Source organism: Micromonospora sp. NPDC053740 (assembly GCF_040677775.1).
Lineage (GTDB): Bacteria > Actinomycetota > Actinomycetes > Mycobacteriales > Micromonosporaceae > Micromonospora > Micromonospora alfalfae.
In genome coordinates this window covers 179,841-195,588 of sequence record NZ_JBFASO010000003.1, presented here as the reverse complement: position 1 = coordinate 195,588, position 15,748 = coordinate 179,841, and the positions used below count along the sequence as shown (strand labels likewise).

Here is a 15,748-nt window from a genome sequence, read left to right as displayed (position 1 = left end):
CCGAAAGTGCAAGATCGACGAGGCGTGGGGTGGGGCGTGGGCACGCCGGGGGTCAGATCAGGCGGAGTTGGCGATCCTTGGGGCGGCGGGGCTCGGCTTCGCCGAAGCGTTCGAAGAGGCCCGGGTCGATGGTGTTGAGGAACGGCGAGGGGGCGCAGTCGCGCTCGGTACCGTGCCGGGTGCGGCGGGCGGCGTGACTGACGTACAGCCGGTCCTGGGCCCGGGTCAGGCCGACGAAGAAGAGCCGGCGCTCCTCGGCCACGGCGTCCTCGTCGGGCGTCGAGCCCGGCCAGCGCAACGGCAACAGGCCGTCCTCGACACCGACCAGGAAGACCACCGGGAACTCCAGGCCCTTCGCGGCGTGCAGGGTGAGCAGCGTGACCGCCTCGGCCCGCGGGTCGAGCGCGTCCACCTCCGCGCCGGTGGCCAACTGCGACAGGAAGGCCTCCAGGTCGTCACCGCAGCGTCGGGCCAGCGGGGTCAGCAGGTCCACGGCCGAGCGGACGTCCTCGGGACGGACAGCGCTGCCGCCGCCGTCCAGGGTGGGTACGGCGAACCGCTCCGCGACCACCTGACCGGCCAGCCGCACCCGGGCGGCAAGTGAGCCGGCCAGCCCGTCGGCGTGCCGTAGCTCGCGGGCGATGGCGGCGACCCCGGGCCGGTCCCGCAGCCGGTCGTGGGAACGCTTCTGCACGGGGATGTTCGCCCGGGTCAGGGCGTCCACGATCGGGGCGGCCTGCGCGTCGGTGCGGTACAGCACCGCGATGTCGGAGAACGACAGCGAGGTGGACCGGCCGTCGATGCGGCCCGAGTCCAGCGAACGGTGCGACAACCCGCCGACCAGGTCGTCGACGGTACGCACCACGAAGTCGGCCTCCTCGGCCACTGACGCCGCCGGGTAGCGCCCGACCAGCGGAGCTTCCGGGTCGAGTCGGGCCGGGTCCAGTCGCCGGCCCCGGACCAGCGTGGACGGCGCGATGGCCTGCGCGGCGGCGGCCAGGATCGGCGCCGAAGAGCGGTAGTTGCGGTTGAGCCGGACCAGTCGGGCGTCGGTGAAGTCCTCGGAGAAGCGCAGGAAGTAGCCGACGTCGGCACCCCGGAACGAGTAGATGGCCTGGTCCGGGTCGCCGATCGCGCAGAGGTTGCCGTCGGCGGGGCTGAGCAGCCGCAGCAGCTCGTACTGCACCTCGTCGACGTCCTGGTACTCGTCGACGAAGATCCACTGCCAGCGGTCCCGGTACCGTTCGACCAACTTCCGATCGGCCCGCAGCAGCTCCACCGGCAGGGTCACCAGTTCGTCAAGGTCGACCAGGTCCTGCTTGCGCAGCAGCGACACGTACGCGGCGCTGTCGTCGCCGGCCTCGGTGCGTGCTGCCGCCCGCTCGGCGTCGTCGGCGATCCGGAAGTCGGCCGGGAGACCCGCCGCGCCGACGTTCTCCCGCAGGATGGTCAACCCCAACGCGTGGAACGTCCCCACCGTGACGTCCTCAGCGACCGGGCCGAGCAGGCCGTCGAGGCGGTGCCGCAGCTCCTCGGCGGCCCGACGGGTGAACGTGATCGCGAGGCAGCGCTCGGGGAAGACGTTCAGCTCCGCGCAGAGGTACGCGATCCGGTGGGTGAGCGTCCTGGTCTTGCCGGTGCCCGGACCGGCCACGATGAGCAGCGGACCGCCAGGTGCGGAGGCGGCCACCCGCTGCATGGCGTCCAGTCGGTCCAGCAGGCCGGTGCCGACCTCCTCCATGCCGGAGAGCATCGGCTCGAACGGCTCGTGCGGAGACGGCGGTGACGCGATCGGCGGCGCGGGCGCCGGGACCGGCTTCCGCTTCGGCTCCGCCTTGGCCGCCGCCGGACGCTTGGCCGGGACCCGGGGAGCCGGCTCCGCGGGTCGTCGCTGCGCCGGCACCGGTACGTCGAACAGCGTCTCCTGCGCGCCCAGCTCGGCCGGGTCGAAGAGCGTGATCACGCCGTACTCGCCGTCGTAACCGGGCACCCGGCGGACGTCGCCGCGCCGCAGCCGTCCGATGCCCTCGGCGAGCAGCTCACCACCGGTCTGCGCGATGTCGCTCAGCGGGGTCGTGGTCAGGATCTCCAGCTCGGGGCCCAGTGCGGCCAGCAACTCGTTGAGGCGACCCTCGACCTTCTTCGACCGGGCACCCACCTTGTTGATCTCGCCGAGGATCTCGGCCAGCGGCACCAGGTGGGTGACGTCCCGGGCGTGCGCCGGACGGTGCCCGTCCGGGCGGTCGGCCAACTCCTCGATCCGGCTGAGGACACCCACGGTGAGTGGCTTGCCGCACTCGGGGCAGCGACCGCCCGCGGCACGGGTGCGCTCCGGAGACCAGTTGACCCCACACAGCCGGTGCCCGTCCGCGTGGTACTTGCCCTCCTCCGGGAAGAACTCGATGGTGCCGGCCAGGCCGTCACCGGTCCGCAGCGCCTCCCGAACGGCGAAGTAGTCCCGTTCGGCGGTCAACACTGTCGCCTCCCGGCCGAGCGCCGGCGGCGAGTGCGCGTCCGAGTTGGACACCAGTTGGTAGCCGTCCAGGCTGCCGACCCGCCAGTTCATGGCGGGGTCGGAGGAGAGCCCGGTCTCCACGGCGAAGATGTGCTCGGCGAGGTCGGCGTAGCAGTCGGCGATCGCGTCGAAGCCGGACTTCGAACCCAGCGCGGAGAACCAGGGAGTCCAGATGTGTGCCGGCACCAGATAGCCGTCCGGGCTGGCCTCCAGGGTGATCTCCAGCAGGTCCCGGGAGTCCAGTCCGAGGATCGGCCGGCCGTCGGAGCCGAGGTTGCCGATCCGGCCGAGCGCGGTGTTGAACCGGGCCACCGCGTCCAGATCCGGCAGGTAGATCAGGTGGTGCACCTTGCGGGTCCGGTCGTCCCGCTTGTAGATGGTGGAGATCTCCACGCTCAGCATGAAACGGACCGGGTCCGCCTCCGCGGTCTGCGCGAGTCGGGGTGGCAGCCGACGGGCGACGTCCCGTTCCGCCTCCGGGTCGAGCCGGTAGAGCCCCGGTTCGGCCGGGCGCAGCGTCTCCCGCAGGTGGTCGTACCAGGCGGGGTGGGTGAAGTCGCCGGTGCCGAGCAGGCCGATGCCCTTACGCCGGGCCCACCACGCGAGGTTCGGCAGGGTGAGGTCACGGCTGCACGCGCGCGAGTACTTCGAGTGGATGTGCAGGTCCGCGACGAATGGCGGTAGGCCACCGGGGGGTACGGCGCTGAACGGGGGCACGCCGCATCCTGTCACGCCCGCCGCGCCGGCCACCGGCCGCCACGCGCGTACGTGACCTCCGCTATGCCGAGCGCAGCTCGACCAGACTGATCTGCGGCTCCGCGCCGACCCGGACCGGCGGCCCCCAGAAACCGGCGCCGTTGGTCACGTAGACCTTGGTGCCGTCGACCTCGCCGAGCCCGCTGACCACCGGCTGCTCCAGCCCGACGGCCAGGTTGAACGGCACCATCTGCCCGCCGTGGGTGTGCCCGGACAGTTGCAGGTCGACACCGTAGCGGGCGGCCTCCTTGGCAGCCAGCGGCTGGTGTGCGAGCAGGACCACGGGTCGGCTCGGGTCGCGGTCACCCAGGGCGGCGGCGAAGTCCGGCCCGGCGGCGAGGCCGCTGCCGCCGGTCGCGTCCAGGTCGTTCACGCCGGCCAGGTCGAGCACACCGCCACGGGCCTGGATCTCCTGCCGCCGGTTCTGCAGGACCCGCAGACCGAGCCGGTCGACCTCCTGGACCCACTCCTCCACGCCGGAGTAGTACTCGTGGTTGCCGGTGACGAAGAAGCTGCCGTAGCGGGAGCGGAGGTCGCGCAGCGGCGCGGCGGCCGAGCCGAGTTCGGCCACCGAGCCGTCGACCAGGTCACCGACGACCGCGACGATGTCCGCGTCGAGCCGGTTGATCGCGGCGACGATCCGCTCGGTGTGTGCCCGTCCGCGCAGCGGGCCGAGGTGGATGTCGGAGACGGTGGCGATGCGCAGGCCGTCCATGCTGCGGGGGAGTTTGGCGAGGGGGATCCGCACCCGGTCGAGGTGGGGCGGGCCGAGCGCGGTACGAACGCCGTACCCCACGGTGCCGGTGGCGGTGAGGCCGGCGAAGATGGCCGCCCCACGGGCCAGCAGCAACCGACGGGACGGGTCGTGGTCCGGTGCCGCGACGGCGCCGGCTGCCGGTGGCTCGGTCGGCCCGGCGGCACCGACCAGCACCGGCTCCGGCGCGGCCGCGGTGGGCTCTGCGGCGACCACCCGGCGACGCAGCACCAGCCGGGCGACAAGCATTGGGACTTCCAGCACGACCAGTACGACGAGCAGGTAGAACATCAGCGCGAGCCACAGGTAGCCCGGCCAGGCGAGCCAGTAGAGCCCGGCCTGCGTTCCGGCGAGGGTGACCGGCACGAGCAGGGCCAGCACCAGGGCGGCGATCCCGCCGATCCGTCGCCAACGGCCCGGCGTGGTGGTGTCCCGAACGAGCCGCTTCCACAGGTAGAGGTGGATGAGGCCGGTGACCAGCGCCAGGACAGCCACGAACCCCAGAACCGCCATCATGTGTCGTGCCTCCCTCAGCCGCCCGCGAACGGGGGCAGGACATCGATCGTGGCCCCGGCCGGTAGGGGTGCCTGACGATCATGACAGGTGACGCCGTTCACGAGGAAACTCGCCACCCGCAGCACCCCGGCGAGCCGGTCGCCGTGGCGCTGGGTCAGCTCGGCCGCGAGGTCGTCCAGAGACGGCCCGGTGGGGATGGCCTCCTCGGCGCGGCCGGCGGCGGCGCGGGCACCTGCGAAGTAGCGGATGGTCAGCGGTGGCCCCTCCACGCTCAGCCTCCGATCGCGGACATCGGGCGGGTCGGCTGGAGGAAGGTGGGGTCGTCGATGCCGTGCCCGGCGCGCTTGCCCCACATCGCGGTACGCCAGCGCCGGGCCAACTCGTCGTCGTCCGCACCGGTGCGCAGCGCGGCGCGCAGATCCGACTCTTCGGTGGCGAAGAGGCAGGCGCGGACCTGACCGTCGGCGGTCAGTCGGGTGCGGTCGCAGTCCCCGCAGAAGGGGCGGGTGACGCTGGCGATCACGCCGACCCGGGCGGGGCCTTCGTCGACCAGCCAGGTCTCCGCCGGTGCCGCGCCGCGCTCGGTCGGGTCGGGGCTCAGATCGAAGACGGTACGCAGCGACGCCAGGATCTCCTCGGCGGTGACCATGGTGTCGCGGGCCCAACCGTGTTGGGCGTCCAACGGCATCTGCTCGATGATCCGTAGCTGGTAGTCGTGATCGAGGGCGAAGCGGAGCAGCGTCGGCGCCTCATCCTCGTTGACACCACGCATCAACACCGAGTTGATCTTCACAGGGCTGAGCCCGGCGGCCGCCGCCCCGGCGAGCCCGGCCAGCACCGCGTCGAGACGGGGGCGGCGGGTGAGCGTGGTGAACCGGTCCGGGTCCAGGGTGTCCAGTGAAACGTTCACCCGGTCCAGGCCGGCCGCCCGCAACGCCGGGGCCAGCCGGTCCAGGCCGATGCCGTTGGTGGTCAGCGAGACCCGGGGGCGGGGTTCGAGGGCGGCGACCGCCGTCACGATGTCGACCAGCCCGGCTCGGATCAGCGGCTCACCACCGGTGAACCGCACCTCGGTCACGCCGAGCAGCTCGACGGCCACCCGGACCAGCCGGACGATCTCCTCGTCGGTCAGCAACTCGGGGCCGGCCAGCCAGGGGAGACCTTCCGCCGGCATGCAGTAGGTGCAGCGCAGGTTGCACTTGTCGGTGAGGGACACGCGCAGGTCCCGGGCGACACGGCCGTACCGGTCGACGAGGACGCCGTCGGTCCCCGGGGCGGCGCTCACCTGTCGACCGTAGCGCGCTCGGCCCGGCTCAGGGCGCCACGGGCGGTCTGGACGACCACATCTCGGAAGCTGACGCCGAAGAGTGCCGTGTGCACGAGCAGCAGATGCAGTTGATGCACCGGCACCCGGTCATGCCAACCGTCAGGTAGTGGCCAACTCTCCTGATAGGCGGCCAGCACCCGATCCAGGTGTGGGATGCCGCCGAAGAGGGCGAGCTGGGCGAGATCCGTCTCCCGGTGCCCGCCGTGCGCTGCCGGGTCGACGAGCCAGGCCCGGTCGTCGGCCCCCCACAGCACGTTGCCCGGCCACAGGTCGCCGTGGATGCGCGCGGGCGGCTCGTCGCCGCCGAGCCCGTCCAGCCGACCGATGACCTGCTCGACCAGAGCGGCATCGGCGCTGGTCAGCGCGCCACCGTCGACCGAGCGTCGCAGGTAGGGGGCGAGGCGTCGCTCGGCGAACCAGGTCGACCAGCGCCCGCCGGTGGGGGTGTTGTCCTGTGGGAGCGAGCCGATGAACCCGGGCCAGCTGGCACCGAAGGCGGTTGCTCCCGCCCGGTGCAGCCCGGCCAACTCCCGGCCGAAGCGCTCCGCGGCCTCCGGCGTCGGTTCGCCGGGCTCCACCCAGTCGAGCGCCAGCAACTCCGGCAACACCACGATCACCTCGGGTACGCCGACAGCGCCCGCCTCCCGCAGCCAGCGCAGGCCGGCAGCCTCGGCGGCGAAGAATCCCTCCGGCGGCGGTCGGTCGGCGTCTTCAGGCCAGGATTTGGCGAAGACGGAGTGGCCGTCGTCGAGAGTGAGCCGAGCGGCCGCGCAGATGTTTCCACCGGCGACCGGCGTCTCTCGGAGCCGCTGATGGGTCCGGAAGGTCGGGAGGTGTGCCGGATGCGCGCGCAGGTACGCCAGGTCCATCAGCGCACGGTAACCGCTCCTTACGACAGCCAGGTGTCGCCCGACGACATCGGCGCTCTTTCCGCACCCGTAGGTGTGGCTTGAGCAGGTTAAACACGTTCAGTAACTGTGGATAAGCCGCGTGTCATCCACAGGGGTGGCCGGGCCCGGCACGCCCGCCGCAGGCTTCCGACATGACCTCGACCGAACGCCCTCAGCTCGCCGTCCGCTCACCCGCCGACCTGATCGCCGCTGTGCCGTACCTGCTCGGCTTTCATCCCACCGACAGCGTGGTCGCCGTGGCGCTGGTCGGCCGACAGATCGTCTTCGCCGCCCGCGCGGACCTGCCCGAGCCGACCGAGCTGGGCGGGCTGGCGGGGCACCTGGCCGGTGTGATCCGCCGGCAGGGCGCGGAGGCCGCCACCGTTGTGGGCTACGGGCAACCGGAGCGGGTCACTCCGGCCGTGGACGCGGTGCGCGACGCGCTGTACGACTTTGGGCTGCACGTGCTCGACGCGCTTCGGGTGACCGACGGCCGCTGGTGGTCCTACCTCTGCACCGAGCCCGACTGCTGCCCGCCCGAGGGCCGCCGCTACGACCCGAGCGTCAACCGAGTGACCGCCTCGGCGGTCTTCGCCGGTCAGGTCGCACTCCCCGACCGGGCTGCCCTGGTGGGGCAGGTGGCACCGGTGGACGGGCCGGCCCGGGAGGCGTCCCGGGCGGCCACCGCCCGCGCCGAGTCGAGACTGGCCGAGCTGATCGAGCAGGCGCCGGAGAGTGACCTGCTCGGGGCGCGGGCGTTGCGCGCCGCCGGGGTGGCGGCGGTCCGCGAGGCCCAGCGCCGCCAGCGGCGTGGTGAGCGGCTCGACGACGACGAGGTGGCCTGGTTGAGCCTGCTGATGACCCACCTGCCGGTCCGCGATCACGCCTGGGAACGCACCGACGGCCGGGACCGGGACATCGCCCTCTGGACCGACGTGCTGCGCCGCGCCGAGCCGGAGGTTGCCGCAGCGCCGGGTGCGCTGCTGGCGTTCGCCGCGTGGCGCGCCGGACAGGGCGCGTTGGCGGCGGTCGCGCTCGAACGCACGCTGAGCCTGCACCCCGACTATTCGCTCGCGCTGCTGCTGGACGACCTGCTCCGGCGGGGCGTGCCCCCGGCCGAGTTGGACGGCTGGCCGTCGGTCGGGATGCCCGGCGTCATCCGGCCCCGCAAACGGAGCCGACGTGGCCGCCGCTGATGAGCCGGTTCCCGATTGCCGCCCGGCTGCCGGAGACTCCCCGGCAGCTTTATCGCAATCTTGCTATAGTCGGCTCTGGCCAGTCTTCTTTCACCCGGAGGCTGTAACCGAGCTGCGAGCCATAGCCGCGATCGAACAGGCGGCAATCGGACACGCCGTCGAAAAGCTGGAGAGCCTCGGCCCCAACCTGGGCTACCCGCACTCCAGCAAGATCCGAACCGCCGACAACCTGCGTGAGCTGCGCCCACGTGGCGGACGTAGCCGGTGGCGCGTCTTCTATACCCAGGTTGGTGGCGCGTTCGTGGTCGGCGCTGTCGGTCCAGAAGCCAGCGTCAGTCAGCGGAACTTCGCCCGGGCCGTCGCAGCCGCAGAGCGAAGGATCAAGGACGTGGAGGTGGAGTGATGAAACGTTCCGAGCTCAAGACCTCGCAGCAGGTCATCGGCGATGCCAGCCGTCAGGACCCGGTGTTCCGCGCAGAGTGGGATCGGACAGCGTTCGCGCGCGAGGTCGCGCTTCGTATCGTGGGGTACCGCACCCAAAACCAGCTGACCCAGACCGCGCTCGCCCGCAAGGTGGGGATGACCCAATCAGTCATCGCGCGACTGGAATCAGGCGACCAGCCGCCGTCGATCGCGACGCTCGTCAAGCTTTCCAAGGGCACCGGTATGGAGTTCGACGTCAAGATCTCCCGCGGTGCCGTCGAGATCGTAGCCGCGTAGCCAGGCGGTTACTCCGCTTCACGGGACTCAGGGTGTCGAGAGCGGTAGGCGAACGGCTGGTGGCAGTGGCGTCCGCGCCGGACTTGTCTGGAATGACTGGATCATGAATGCCGCGAAACGGCGGGCGGCCGCCAGGCGGCTGGCGGTTGACTCGGCTCGGATGCCTTCGTTGGCCATCAGCGCCAGGATCAGGTCCTCCAGGACAAAGTCGTCCCGAAGTTCTCCTGTCGCTCGCGCCCGGTCGACGAGTTCGGCCAGCATGTGCAGTGTTCGGGTGCGATCGGCGGCGAAGCCGGCTTCCTGGGGAAGCTGACTGATGAAGGCGCGGGCGAAGCCTCGATCGTGGGCGTGCGTCTCCATGAGCTTCTCCACCACCAGGCGGAAACCCAGCCAGGCATCGGGTTGAGCGAGGCCCTCCTCGACGATCGCCGAACACACGGTCATCTGCTCGGCGAATGCGTCGGCGAGCAGCGCGTCCTTGGTGGGGAAGTGCCGGTAGATAGTGGCGGCGCCCACCTGTGCCCGCCGTGCGATCTCCCGGATCGGCACGTCGAGCCCGTTGGTCGCGAACGCCAGGCGAGCGACGGCCAGAATGCGCTCCCGGTTGTCGCGCGCATCCGACCGCTGGGCTTGTCTCACTTCGACCGTCACCGGTCTCACTTTAGCTAACCGGACGGGGTGCTCCGTTACGGTTCGGCCCATGAGAGCTGTCGTATTTGCCCAGTTCGGGCCACCCAACGTTGTGCACGTCGTCGAGGTGGTGGCCCCGCACGCAGGGCCGAGTGAGGTCCGTATCGCTGTCCGGGCGTCCGGGGTCTCGACAGGGGAGGTGCTGATTCGCGCCGGCAAGCTGGCCGACATGGTGCCCGTGACGTTCCCGTACCGGACCGGCTTCGAGGCGGCTGGGGTGGTTGACGAGGTTGGTGAGGGCGTTACCGGCGTCACCGTCGGCGATCAGGTGTTCGGCATGGCCTCGCCGACGACGCGTGGCGCCAACGCCGACCACGTGGTGCTGAGCGCGTGGGCCGCTAAGCCCGTCGCCTGGAGTTGGGAGGAGGCGGGCGGCGCTGCCGGCAGCGTCGAGACGGCCACCCGCGTTCTTGATCGGCTCGGGATCACAGCGGGGCACACCGTGCTGGTGAACGGCGCGGCCGGCGCGGTCGGCAGTGTCGCTGTCCAGGTGGCAGCCGCCCGTGGCGCCATCGTCATCGGCACGGCGAGTGAGCGCAATCATGAATTCCTGCGTTCACTCGGCACGGTGCCGACGACGTACGGCCCCGGGTTGCCCGACCGCATCCGCCGGCTGGCGCCGGACGGGGTCGACGCAGTCTTCGACTGCGCCGGAGGAGCACTGCCCGACCTGATTGCCATCGCCGGAGATACGGCACGCGTGGTGACGATCGCCGACTTCGCGGCCGCCGCCCACAAGGTCCACCTGTCGCACGGCGCACCTGCGGATCGGACTGGCAAGGCAGTGGGGTCCGGTGCCGATGTGCTCGCGGTACACGGCCTGGACATCGCGGTGCGCCTTGCCAAATCCGGTCGGCTGCACATTCCCGTCGCGGCCACCTTCCCGCTGACCGGGGCTGCGGCCGCACACGAGTTGAGCGAGGCGCACCACGCACCTGGAAGGATCGTTCTCATCAACTGACGTTGTTGCCTGCCGCAGAGACCGCCAGCCGCGTCACTTACCGCAGGCGAGCATCCTTCTGGATGTCTGGTGGGACAACCGTCAGTCGCTGGGGTCGATCTTTTCGCCAGCCCGACGAAGCCCGCCCAGGCGGGTTCCCCCGGCAACGCCCTCCGTCGAAGGATGTACGCGTTGCTCCTGTCCACGGCCGACGCGGCGGGGCTCACCGCCGCCGGAGAATGATCTCGTGACCGTTCTCCGCTCTGGTATGACATGACCCCCGAGTTGCTGCTGTCGCTGGCCGGGCTGGCGTTGATCGACAGCACCAGCATCGGCACCCTCTTCATCCCGGTCTGGTTGCTGCTCGCCCCCGGGCCGGTCAACGTCCGGCGGATCCTGGGCTACCTCGCCACCATCGCGGTGTTCTACCTCGCGGTGGGGCTACTGCTGGTCTGGGGAGGCAGCAGGCTGGGCGACGCGCTGGGCGGCGCCCTGGACAACCGGGGCGTCCTCTGGGCACAACTCGTTCTGGGCGTGGCGATGCTGGCGCTCAGCTTCCGCTACGACGGCAAACGGCGTCCTCGTACCGATGGTGTGTTGCGCTGGCGGGACCGGGCCACCGCCGGAGATTCCTCGGCCCGCTGGTTGGTCGGGCTCGCGCTGCTCGCGGCGCTTGCCGAGGTGGCGACCATGCTCCCGTACCTCGGTGCGGTGGGTCTCCTGGCCACCTCAGGGGTGGGAGCGGCGAGCGTGGTGGTGCTGCTCACCGGGTACTGCCTGGTCATGGTGCTGCCGGCGATGCTGTTGCTGGGTGCCAGGGTGGCCCGCCCGCGACTGGTCGAGCCGGTGCTGGCCCGCCTGAACGCCTGGATCGTCACGAAGGCGGGCAGCGCGTTTGGCTGGATCCTCGGCATCGCCGGTTTCCTGATCGCCCGTGACGCCGCCGCACGGCTGGCCCTGTTCGACCTGATCGACCGGATCGGTCGCTGACTCGGCCGCTCGGGTCAGGCTGGCTGCTCCACAGTGATCCGGTGCGGCCTGGTGTAGACGTTCATGGTCCGCCCGCGTAGGAAGCCGACAAGTGTCATCCCCGCCTCGTCGGCCAGTTCCGCGGCGAGGGTGCTCGGGGCGGACACCGCCGCCAGCAGCGGCAATCCCGCCATCCACGCCTTCTGGGTCAGCTCGAAGCTGGCCCGTCCGGAGACCAGCAGCAGGTGCCCGGCGAGCGGCAGCCGGCGTTCCCGCACGGCCCAGCCGATCACCTTGTCCACGGCGTTGTGCCGGCCCACGTCCTCCCGGAGCACCACCAACTCACCGTCCGGGGTGAACAGGCCCGCCGCGTGCAGCCCGCCGGTCCGATCGAAGCCGCGCTGGGCGGCGCGCAACCGGTCGGGCAGCTCGGCGAGCAGCGTGGCCGGGACGCTCAGCGGGTCCGCCGCGACCGGAAAGAGCGACCGGGTGCGTATCGCGTCGATGCTGGCCTTGCCGCATACCCCGCAGGAACTGGTCGTGTAGAAGTTCCGGGACGGGTCGGTGGTCGGTTCCGGTACGCCGGGGGCGAGCACCACGTCCACGACGTTGTACGTGTTCGGCGTCTCCGCGCCGGCGCAGAGTTGCGCTGTCAACACGTCGTCGGTCGACCGGATTAGCCCCTCCGTCAGCAGGAACCCGATGGCCAGGTCCAGGTCGTCGCCGGGAGTGCGCATGGTGACGGCGAGCGGCCGGCGTCGACCGGGGCCGGCCGCGCCGACCCGGATCTCCAGCGGTTCCTCCACGGCGAGCGTGTCCGGTCGGCGGACCGATCCGCGTCCGGCGGTCGCCGCGTCCAGGTCGATCCGGAGTACGCCACGTCGATCAGTTGCCCGTCCCATCTCGCCATCCTCCACCCCCAGCCGGCACACCCGCACAACCACCGACCATCAGCCCCCCAACCGCCACCCCCACCCACCCCGTCCAACCCCGTCCAACCCCGTCCAACCCCACCCACCCCCGCCCCGCGCACCCCCCACCCCACCCAGCACCACCCCACCCCGCCCCGCCCCAGGGCGTTGATCATGAAGTTGTTTGCGCGTGTCGTCGGCGTGTCGAGCAACAACTTCATGATCAATGGGCCGGGCCGGCAGGGTCGGAGGTCCGGGTGGGGGCCTCGCGATCGGGCCCGTTTGAGCGTTGGCCCGTTTGAGCGTTGGCCCGTTTGAGCGTCAAGCACGGCTACGGTGGCCGGGTGGGGACGTATGCCGCAGTGGTGCTCGCGGGTGGGGCCGCCCGACGGATGGGCGGGCTGGACAAGCCCGCGCTTCCGGTCGGCGGCCGGCCGATGCGTGACCGGGTGCTGGCCGCCGTCACCGACGCGACGCAGCGGGTGCTGGTCGGTGCGGCCGACGCTGTGCCGGCGGGTGTGCGGGTCGTCCGGGAGGACCCGCCCGGCGGGGGTCCGGTCGCGGCGGCGGCGGCCGGCCTGGCGTTGCTGGATCCCGACACCACACTGGTCGCGCTGCTCGCCGCCGACCTGCCGCTGCTCACCCGGGCCGCGATCGGCGACCTGCTGAACCACCTCCACCAGGAGACCCCCGACACCCAACCGGCGGGCGGCCACTCCACCCCGGCCTCGCTGGCCCGCCCCGGCCTAGCTCCGGCGCCTCCGGCCGGCGGTGGCCTAGCTCCGGCGCCTCCGGCCGGTGGCCGCCTCGCTCCGGCGTCGCTGGCCGGAAGTGGCCTCGCTCCGGCGTCGGCCCGCGGTGGCCTGGACGGTGAGCTGGGACCGGACGGGGCGTGCTTCGTGGACGGGGACGGGCGGCGGCAGTCGCTCTGCGGTGTCTGGCGGGTCGCCGCGCTGCGGGCAGCTGTGCACCGGCTGACTGTCGAGCGGGGCGGCAGTCTGTCCGGAGCCCCGGTGCGGGCCTTGCTGGCCGGTCTCGTCGTGCGGGAGGTGGCGTGGTCCGGCGAGGGCCCGCCGCCGTGGTTCGACTGCGACACTGACGAGGACGTACGCCGGGCGGAGGAGTGGGCGCGATGACGGTGATGGACGACTGGGTCACGGCGGTGTGCGCCGAGTTGGATCTGGACCCGGCCGCGGTGCCGGTGCCGGCGGTGCTGGATCTGGCCCGGGACGTCGCCCACCAGGTGCTGCGTCCGGGGGCGCCGATCACGGCGTACCTCTTCGGGTTGGCGGTTGGCCGGGGCGCGGAGCCGGCGGACGCCGCGGCCCGGCTCAGCGCGCTGGCGGGCGCCTGGCCGGTCGAGCTGGGCGCCGACCCCACGGACCCGACGGCCCCCTGACCGCCGCTGTCCGATCCCGGTCGGGGCTGATTCGAGCCACGGGCGGCGTGGGTAGGGTGATCGTGACGGACGGAGGCGATCATGACGGCTGACCACCCCTCGGCGCCGCACGGTGAGCTGCCCGGTGCTTCGACTGAGCCGGCGGAATCGATCCTGCTCGACGAGCCCAGCACCACCGACCTGCGGGCGAAGGTGACCGAGGCGTGGCGGGAGTTCGCCCGCGCGCTCGCCGTACGGCTGCGGGAACTTCCCGTCGGCGCGCACCTCGACGTGACCCTGGACCCCACCGCGTCCGGCACCGGGGACGCCGTCTATTCGATAAGCGTCGACGTGGACGCGGACCGGGTGTTGTCCGCCCGCGCGGTCGGCAACGCCGCTCTGCCGGCGGGCTACCGACTGGACCGGGGCGCGGTGGCGGACATGGTCGCGCTCGGTTGGTCCCCGCCCGGGGTGGTCGCCGGCTCCGGCGGTTCGTTCGGGCTGAACGCCACGACGGCCGAGTCGACCCAGGTCGCCACTCTGCTCTCCCGCACGCTGCGGGACGTCTACGGTGCTCCGCACCCGGCCTTCCTCGTCTATCTGGTGCACGACGCGGAGGGCGAGCCGCTGACGGTGGAACCGCTGGGCACCGCCCGCAGCGAGTTCGGTCCGGACGCCGACGTCGAGGCGGACCTGGAGGAGGCGTTGGCCGAGGCGGCTGCCGCTCAGGTCGAGCAGGACGACGTGCTCGACCTGGCCGATCGGGTCCGCACAGTGGTCTCCACCATGTTGAAGTCGGACACCGACCGGTTGCAGATCGACTCGGACGGCGACATCACCATCCGCGCCGGCTCGGCGATGGTCTTCGTGCGGGTGCGGGACAATCCGCCTCTGGTGGACGTCTTCTCCCCGGTGCTCACCGAGGTGGAGCCGACCGAGCGGCTCTACGTCAAGCTCTCCGAACTGACGAACCGGATGCCGATCGGCCGCCTCTACTGCGCCGACGACACGGTGTGGGCGTCCATCCCGGTGTTCGGTCGCAACTTCCAGGCGACCCATCTGATGCTGGCGGTGCAGGTGATGACCGGTCTCGCCGACGAGTTGGACGACCGCCTGCACGGCGAGTTCGGCGGCAAGCGGTTCTTCGGTGAGGGTGACAAGCCGGTCCGGCGCGACGAGTCGGAGCACCGCACCGGCATGTACCTCTGAGCCCGATCAGGCCACGTCCAGCAGGGTCTTTCCGATCGTCGCGCGCGCCTCGATGGCGGCGTGCGCGTCGGCGGCGCGTTCCAGTGGGAAGCGCTGGCCGATGAGCGGTCGCAGCTGGCCGGCCGCCGCGTCCGCCAGGGCCCGTTCGGTGTACGCCCGCAGCCGTGCCGGTGGCACGTCCGGGCGGACCATTGTGACCTGGCGTGCCGTGGCGGCCTCCGCCGACACCGGGGACCACTCCCCGCTCGCCAGCCCGAAGCTGACCATCCGGCCGCCCGGAGAGAGCAGGTCGAAGGCGGTGCGGGCCACCGGGCCACCGACCCCGTCGAGCACCACGTCGACCCCGCCCACCGCAGCGCGGACCTGCTCGGCCCATTCAGGCAGCAGGTAGTCGACGGCCAGCTCGGCGCCAAGGCCGGGTAGCAGGTCCACCTTGCGTCGCCCACCGGCCACGCCGATCACCCGGGCCCCGGCCCGGAACGCGAGCTGCACCAACAGGCTGCCGACGCCGCCGGCCGCGGCCTCCACCAGCACCCGGTCACCTGGGCGGACGCCGACCGCCTCGATCAGCATGGTGGCGGTCCGCCCGTCGGCCAGCAGTGCCACCGCCTCGTCCAGAGCCAACCCGGCCGGCACCGCGATCGTCGCCGACGCGTCCACCGCCGCGCGTTCGGCGTAACCGCCGGAACCTCCGGTGGCGCTGACCACCCGCTGCCCGGTCAGCGCCGGGTCGACGTCCGACCCGACCGCCGTGATCACCCCGCCGACGCCGTTGCCGGGGATCAGCGGTGGGGTGAGGCGGAACGGGCCGGGGTGGCCGGCGCGCAGTTGCGTCTCGATGAAGGTGATGTTCGCGTGCGCGACGTCGATCAGCACCTGGCCGGGACCGGGGACCGGGTCGGGCGCGGGGCCGGGCACCAGCACCTCGGGTCCGCCGAACTCACGTAACCAGATCGCCCGCATGACAGTCCCCTCGG

Annotated in this window: 16 protein-coding genes; 8 read left to right on the top strand and 8 right to left on the bottom strand. The window is 71.9% G+C overall.

All coding sequences use genetic code 11. The features are described 5' to 3' along the window. Positions 1–52: 52 nt before the first annotated feature. The 5 genes from AB0K35_RS09755 to AB0K35_RS09735 form a co-directional block, all read right to left on the bottom strand. Entirely contained in the window at positions 53–3,232 is a 3,180-nt protein-coding gene (locus tag AB0K35_RS09755) for a UvrD-helicase domain-containing protein (protein ID WP_363884725.1), read from the bottom strand. A gap of 61 nt (positions 3,233–3,293) precedes the next feature. Beyond that, entirely contained in the window at positions 3,294–4,541 is a 1,248-nt protein-coding gene (locus tag AB0K35_RS09750; protein WP_238670035.1) for a metallophosphoesterase, read from the bottom strand. 14 nt (positions 4,542–4,555) lie between these two features. Continuing rightward, positions 4,556–4,810 (bottom strand): MoaD/ThiS family protein, encoded by a 255-nt coding sequence (locus tag AB0K35_RS09745; protein WP_238670034.1) that lies wholly within the window; start codon positions 4,808–4,810, stop codon positions 4,556–4,558. A gap of 2 nt (positions 4,811–4,812) precedes the next feature. Then, the gene (gene moaA, locus AB0K35_RS09740) at positions 4,813–5,826 is read right to left on the bottom strand and encodes a GTP 3',8-cyclase MoaA (RefSeq protein WP_363884722.1); all 1,014 of its coding nucleotides are present in this window, start codon (positions 5,824–5,826) and stop codon (positions 4,813–4,815) included. Next, positions 5,823–6,737 carry a fructosamine kinase family protein gene (locus tag AB0K35_RS09735; RefSeq protein ID WP_363884720.1) on the bottom strand — a complete coding sequence of 305 codons (915 nt, stop codon included), beginning with the start codon at positions 6,735–6,737 and terminating at the stop codon, positions 5,823–5,825. Before AB0K35_RS09735 ends, moaA begins: the two co-directional genes overlap by 4 nt. Before the next feature lie 173 nt (positions 6,738–6,910). On the opposite strand from AB0K35_RS09735, the gene AB0K35_RS09730 reads away from it, so the two are divergent. From AB0K35_RS09730 to AB0K35_RS09720, 3 genes are read left to right on the top strand one after another with little or no spacing between them, the layout of a single operon-like run. Beyond that, the gene (locus AB0K35_RS09730) at positions 6,911–7,954 is read left to right on the top strand and encodes a DUF4192 domain-containing protein (RefSeq protein ID WP_238670031.1); all 1,044 of its coding nucleotides are present in this window, start codon (positions 6,911–6,913) and stop codon (positions 7,952–7,954) included. Continuing rightward, complete coding sequence (locus tag AB0K35_RS09725; RefSeq protein WP_363884718.1) at positions 7,941–8,357, top strand: type II toxin-antitoxin system RelE/ParE family toxin; 417 nt, start codon at positions 7,941–7,943, stop codon at positions 8,355–8,357. The genes AB0K35_RS09730 and AB0K35_RS09725 overlap by 14 nt, the downstream gene beginning before the upstream one ends. Next, entirely contained in the window at positions 8,357–8,674 is a 318-nt protein-coding gene (locus AB0K35_RS09720) for a helix-turn-helix transcriptional regulator (protein WP_238670029.1), read from the top strand. The genes AB0K35_RS09725 and AB0K35_RS09720 overlap by 1 nt, the downstream gene beginning before the upstream one ends. Before the next feature lie 27 nt (positions 8,675–8,701). Here AB0K35_RS09720 and AB0K35_RS09715 read toward each other — a convergent pair whose 3' ends face one another. Continuing rightward, complete coding sequence (locus AB0K35_RS09715; protein ID WP_363884716.1) at positions 8,702–9,325, bottom strand: helix-turn-helix domain-containing protein; 624 nt, start codon at positions 9,323–9,325, stop codon at positions 8,702–8,704. Positions 9,326–9,374: 49 nt separating this feature from the next. Here AB0K35_RS09715 and AB0K35_RS09710 point away from each other — a divergent pair, with 49 nt between their 5' ends. Together AB0K35_RS09710 and AB0K35_RS09705 are read left to right on the top strand one after the other, a co-directional pair. Beyond that, positions 9,375–10,325, top strand: a complete 951-nt coding sequence (locus AB0K35_RS09710; protein ID WP_363884714.1) for an NADP-dependent oxidoreductase — start codon at positions 9,375–9,377, stop codon at positions 10,323–10,325. Positions 10,326–10,577: 252 nt separating this feature from the next. After that, on the top strand, positions 10,578–11,294 hold the full coding sequence (locus AB0K35_RS09705) for a GAP family protein (RefSeq protein ID WP_363884712.1): 717 nt from the start codon (positions 10,578–10,580) through the stop codon (positions 11,292–11,294). A 14-nt stretch (positions 11,295–11,308) separates the two neighbouring features. On the opposite strand, the gene fdhD is transcribed toward AB0K35_RS09705, so the two are convergent. Next, positions 11,309–12,175: a formate dehydrogenase accessory sulfurtransferase FdhD gene (gene fdhD, locus AB0K35_RS09700; protein WP_363884710.1), complete on the bottom strand. Its 867-nt coding sequence runs from the start codon at positions 12,173–12,175 to the stop codon at positions 11,309–11,311. 353 nt (positions 12,176–12,528) lie between these two features. On the opposite strand from fdhD, the gene AB0K35_RS09695 reads away from it, so the two are divergent. The 3 genes from AB0K35_RS09695 (at position 12,529) to AB0K35_RS09685 (ending at position 14,771) form a co-directional block, all read left to right on the top strand. After that, on the top strand, positions 12,529–13,320 hold the full coding sequence (locus AB0K35_RS09695) for an NTP transferase domain-containing protein (protein ID WP_363884708.1): 792 nt from the start codon (positions 12,529–12,531) through the stop codon (positions 13,318–13,320). Beyond that, complete coding sequence (locus tag AB0K35_RS09690) at positions 13,317–13,583, top strand: DUF6457 domain-containing protein (RefSeq protein ID WP_363884706.1); 267 nt, start codon at positions 13,317–13,319, stop codon at positions 13,581–13,583. The genes AB0K35_RS09695 and AB0K35_RS09690 overlap by 4 nt, the downstream gene beginning before the upstream one ends. 81 nt (positions 13,584–13,664) lie before the next feature. Next, positions 13,665–14,771, top strand: a complete 1,107-nt coding sequence (locus AB0K35_RS09685) for a YbjN domain-containing protein (protein WP_238670022.1) — start codon at positions 13,665–13,667, stop codon at positions 14,769–14,771. Between the two features lie 6 nt (positions 14,772–14,777). Here the strand turns inward: AB0K35_RS09685 and AB0K35_RS09680 are convergent, their stop codons facing one another. Further along, positions 14,778–15,734 carry a zinc-binding dehydrogenase gene (locus tag AB0K35_RS09680; protein WP_363884704.1) on the bottom strand — a complete coding sequence of 319 codons (957 nt, stop codon included), beginning with the start codon at positions 15,732–15,734 and terminating at the stop codon, positions 14,778–14,780. Between the last annotated feature and the right edge of the window lie 14 nt (positions 15,735–15,748).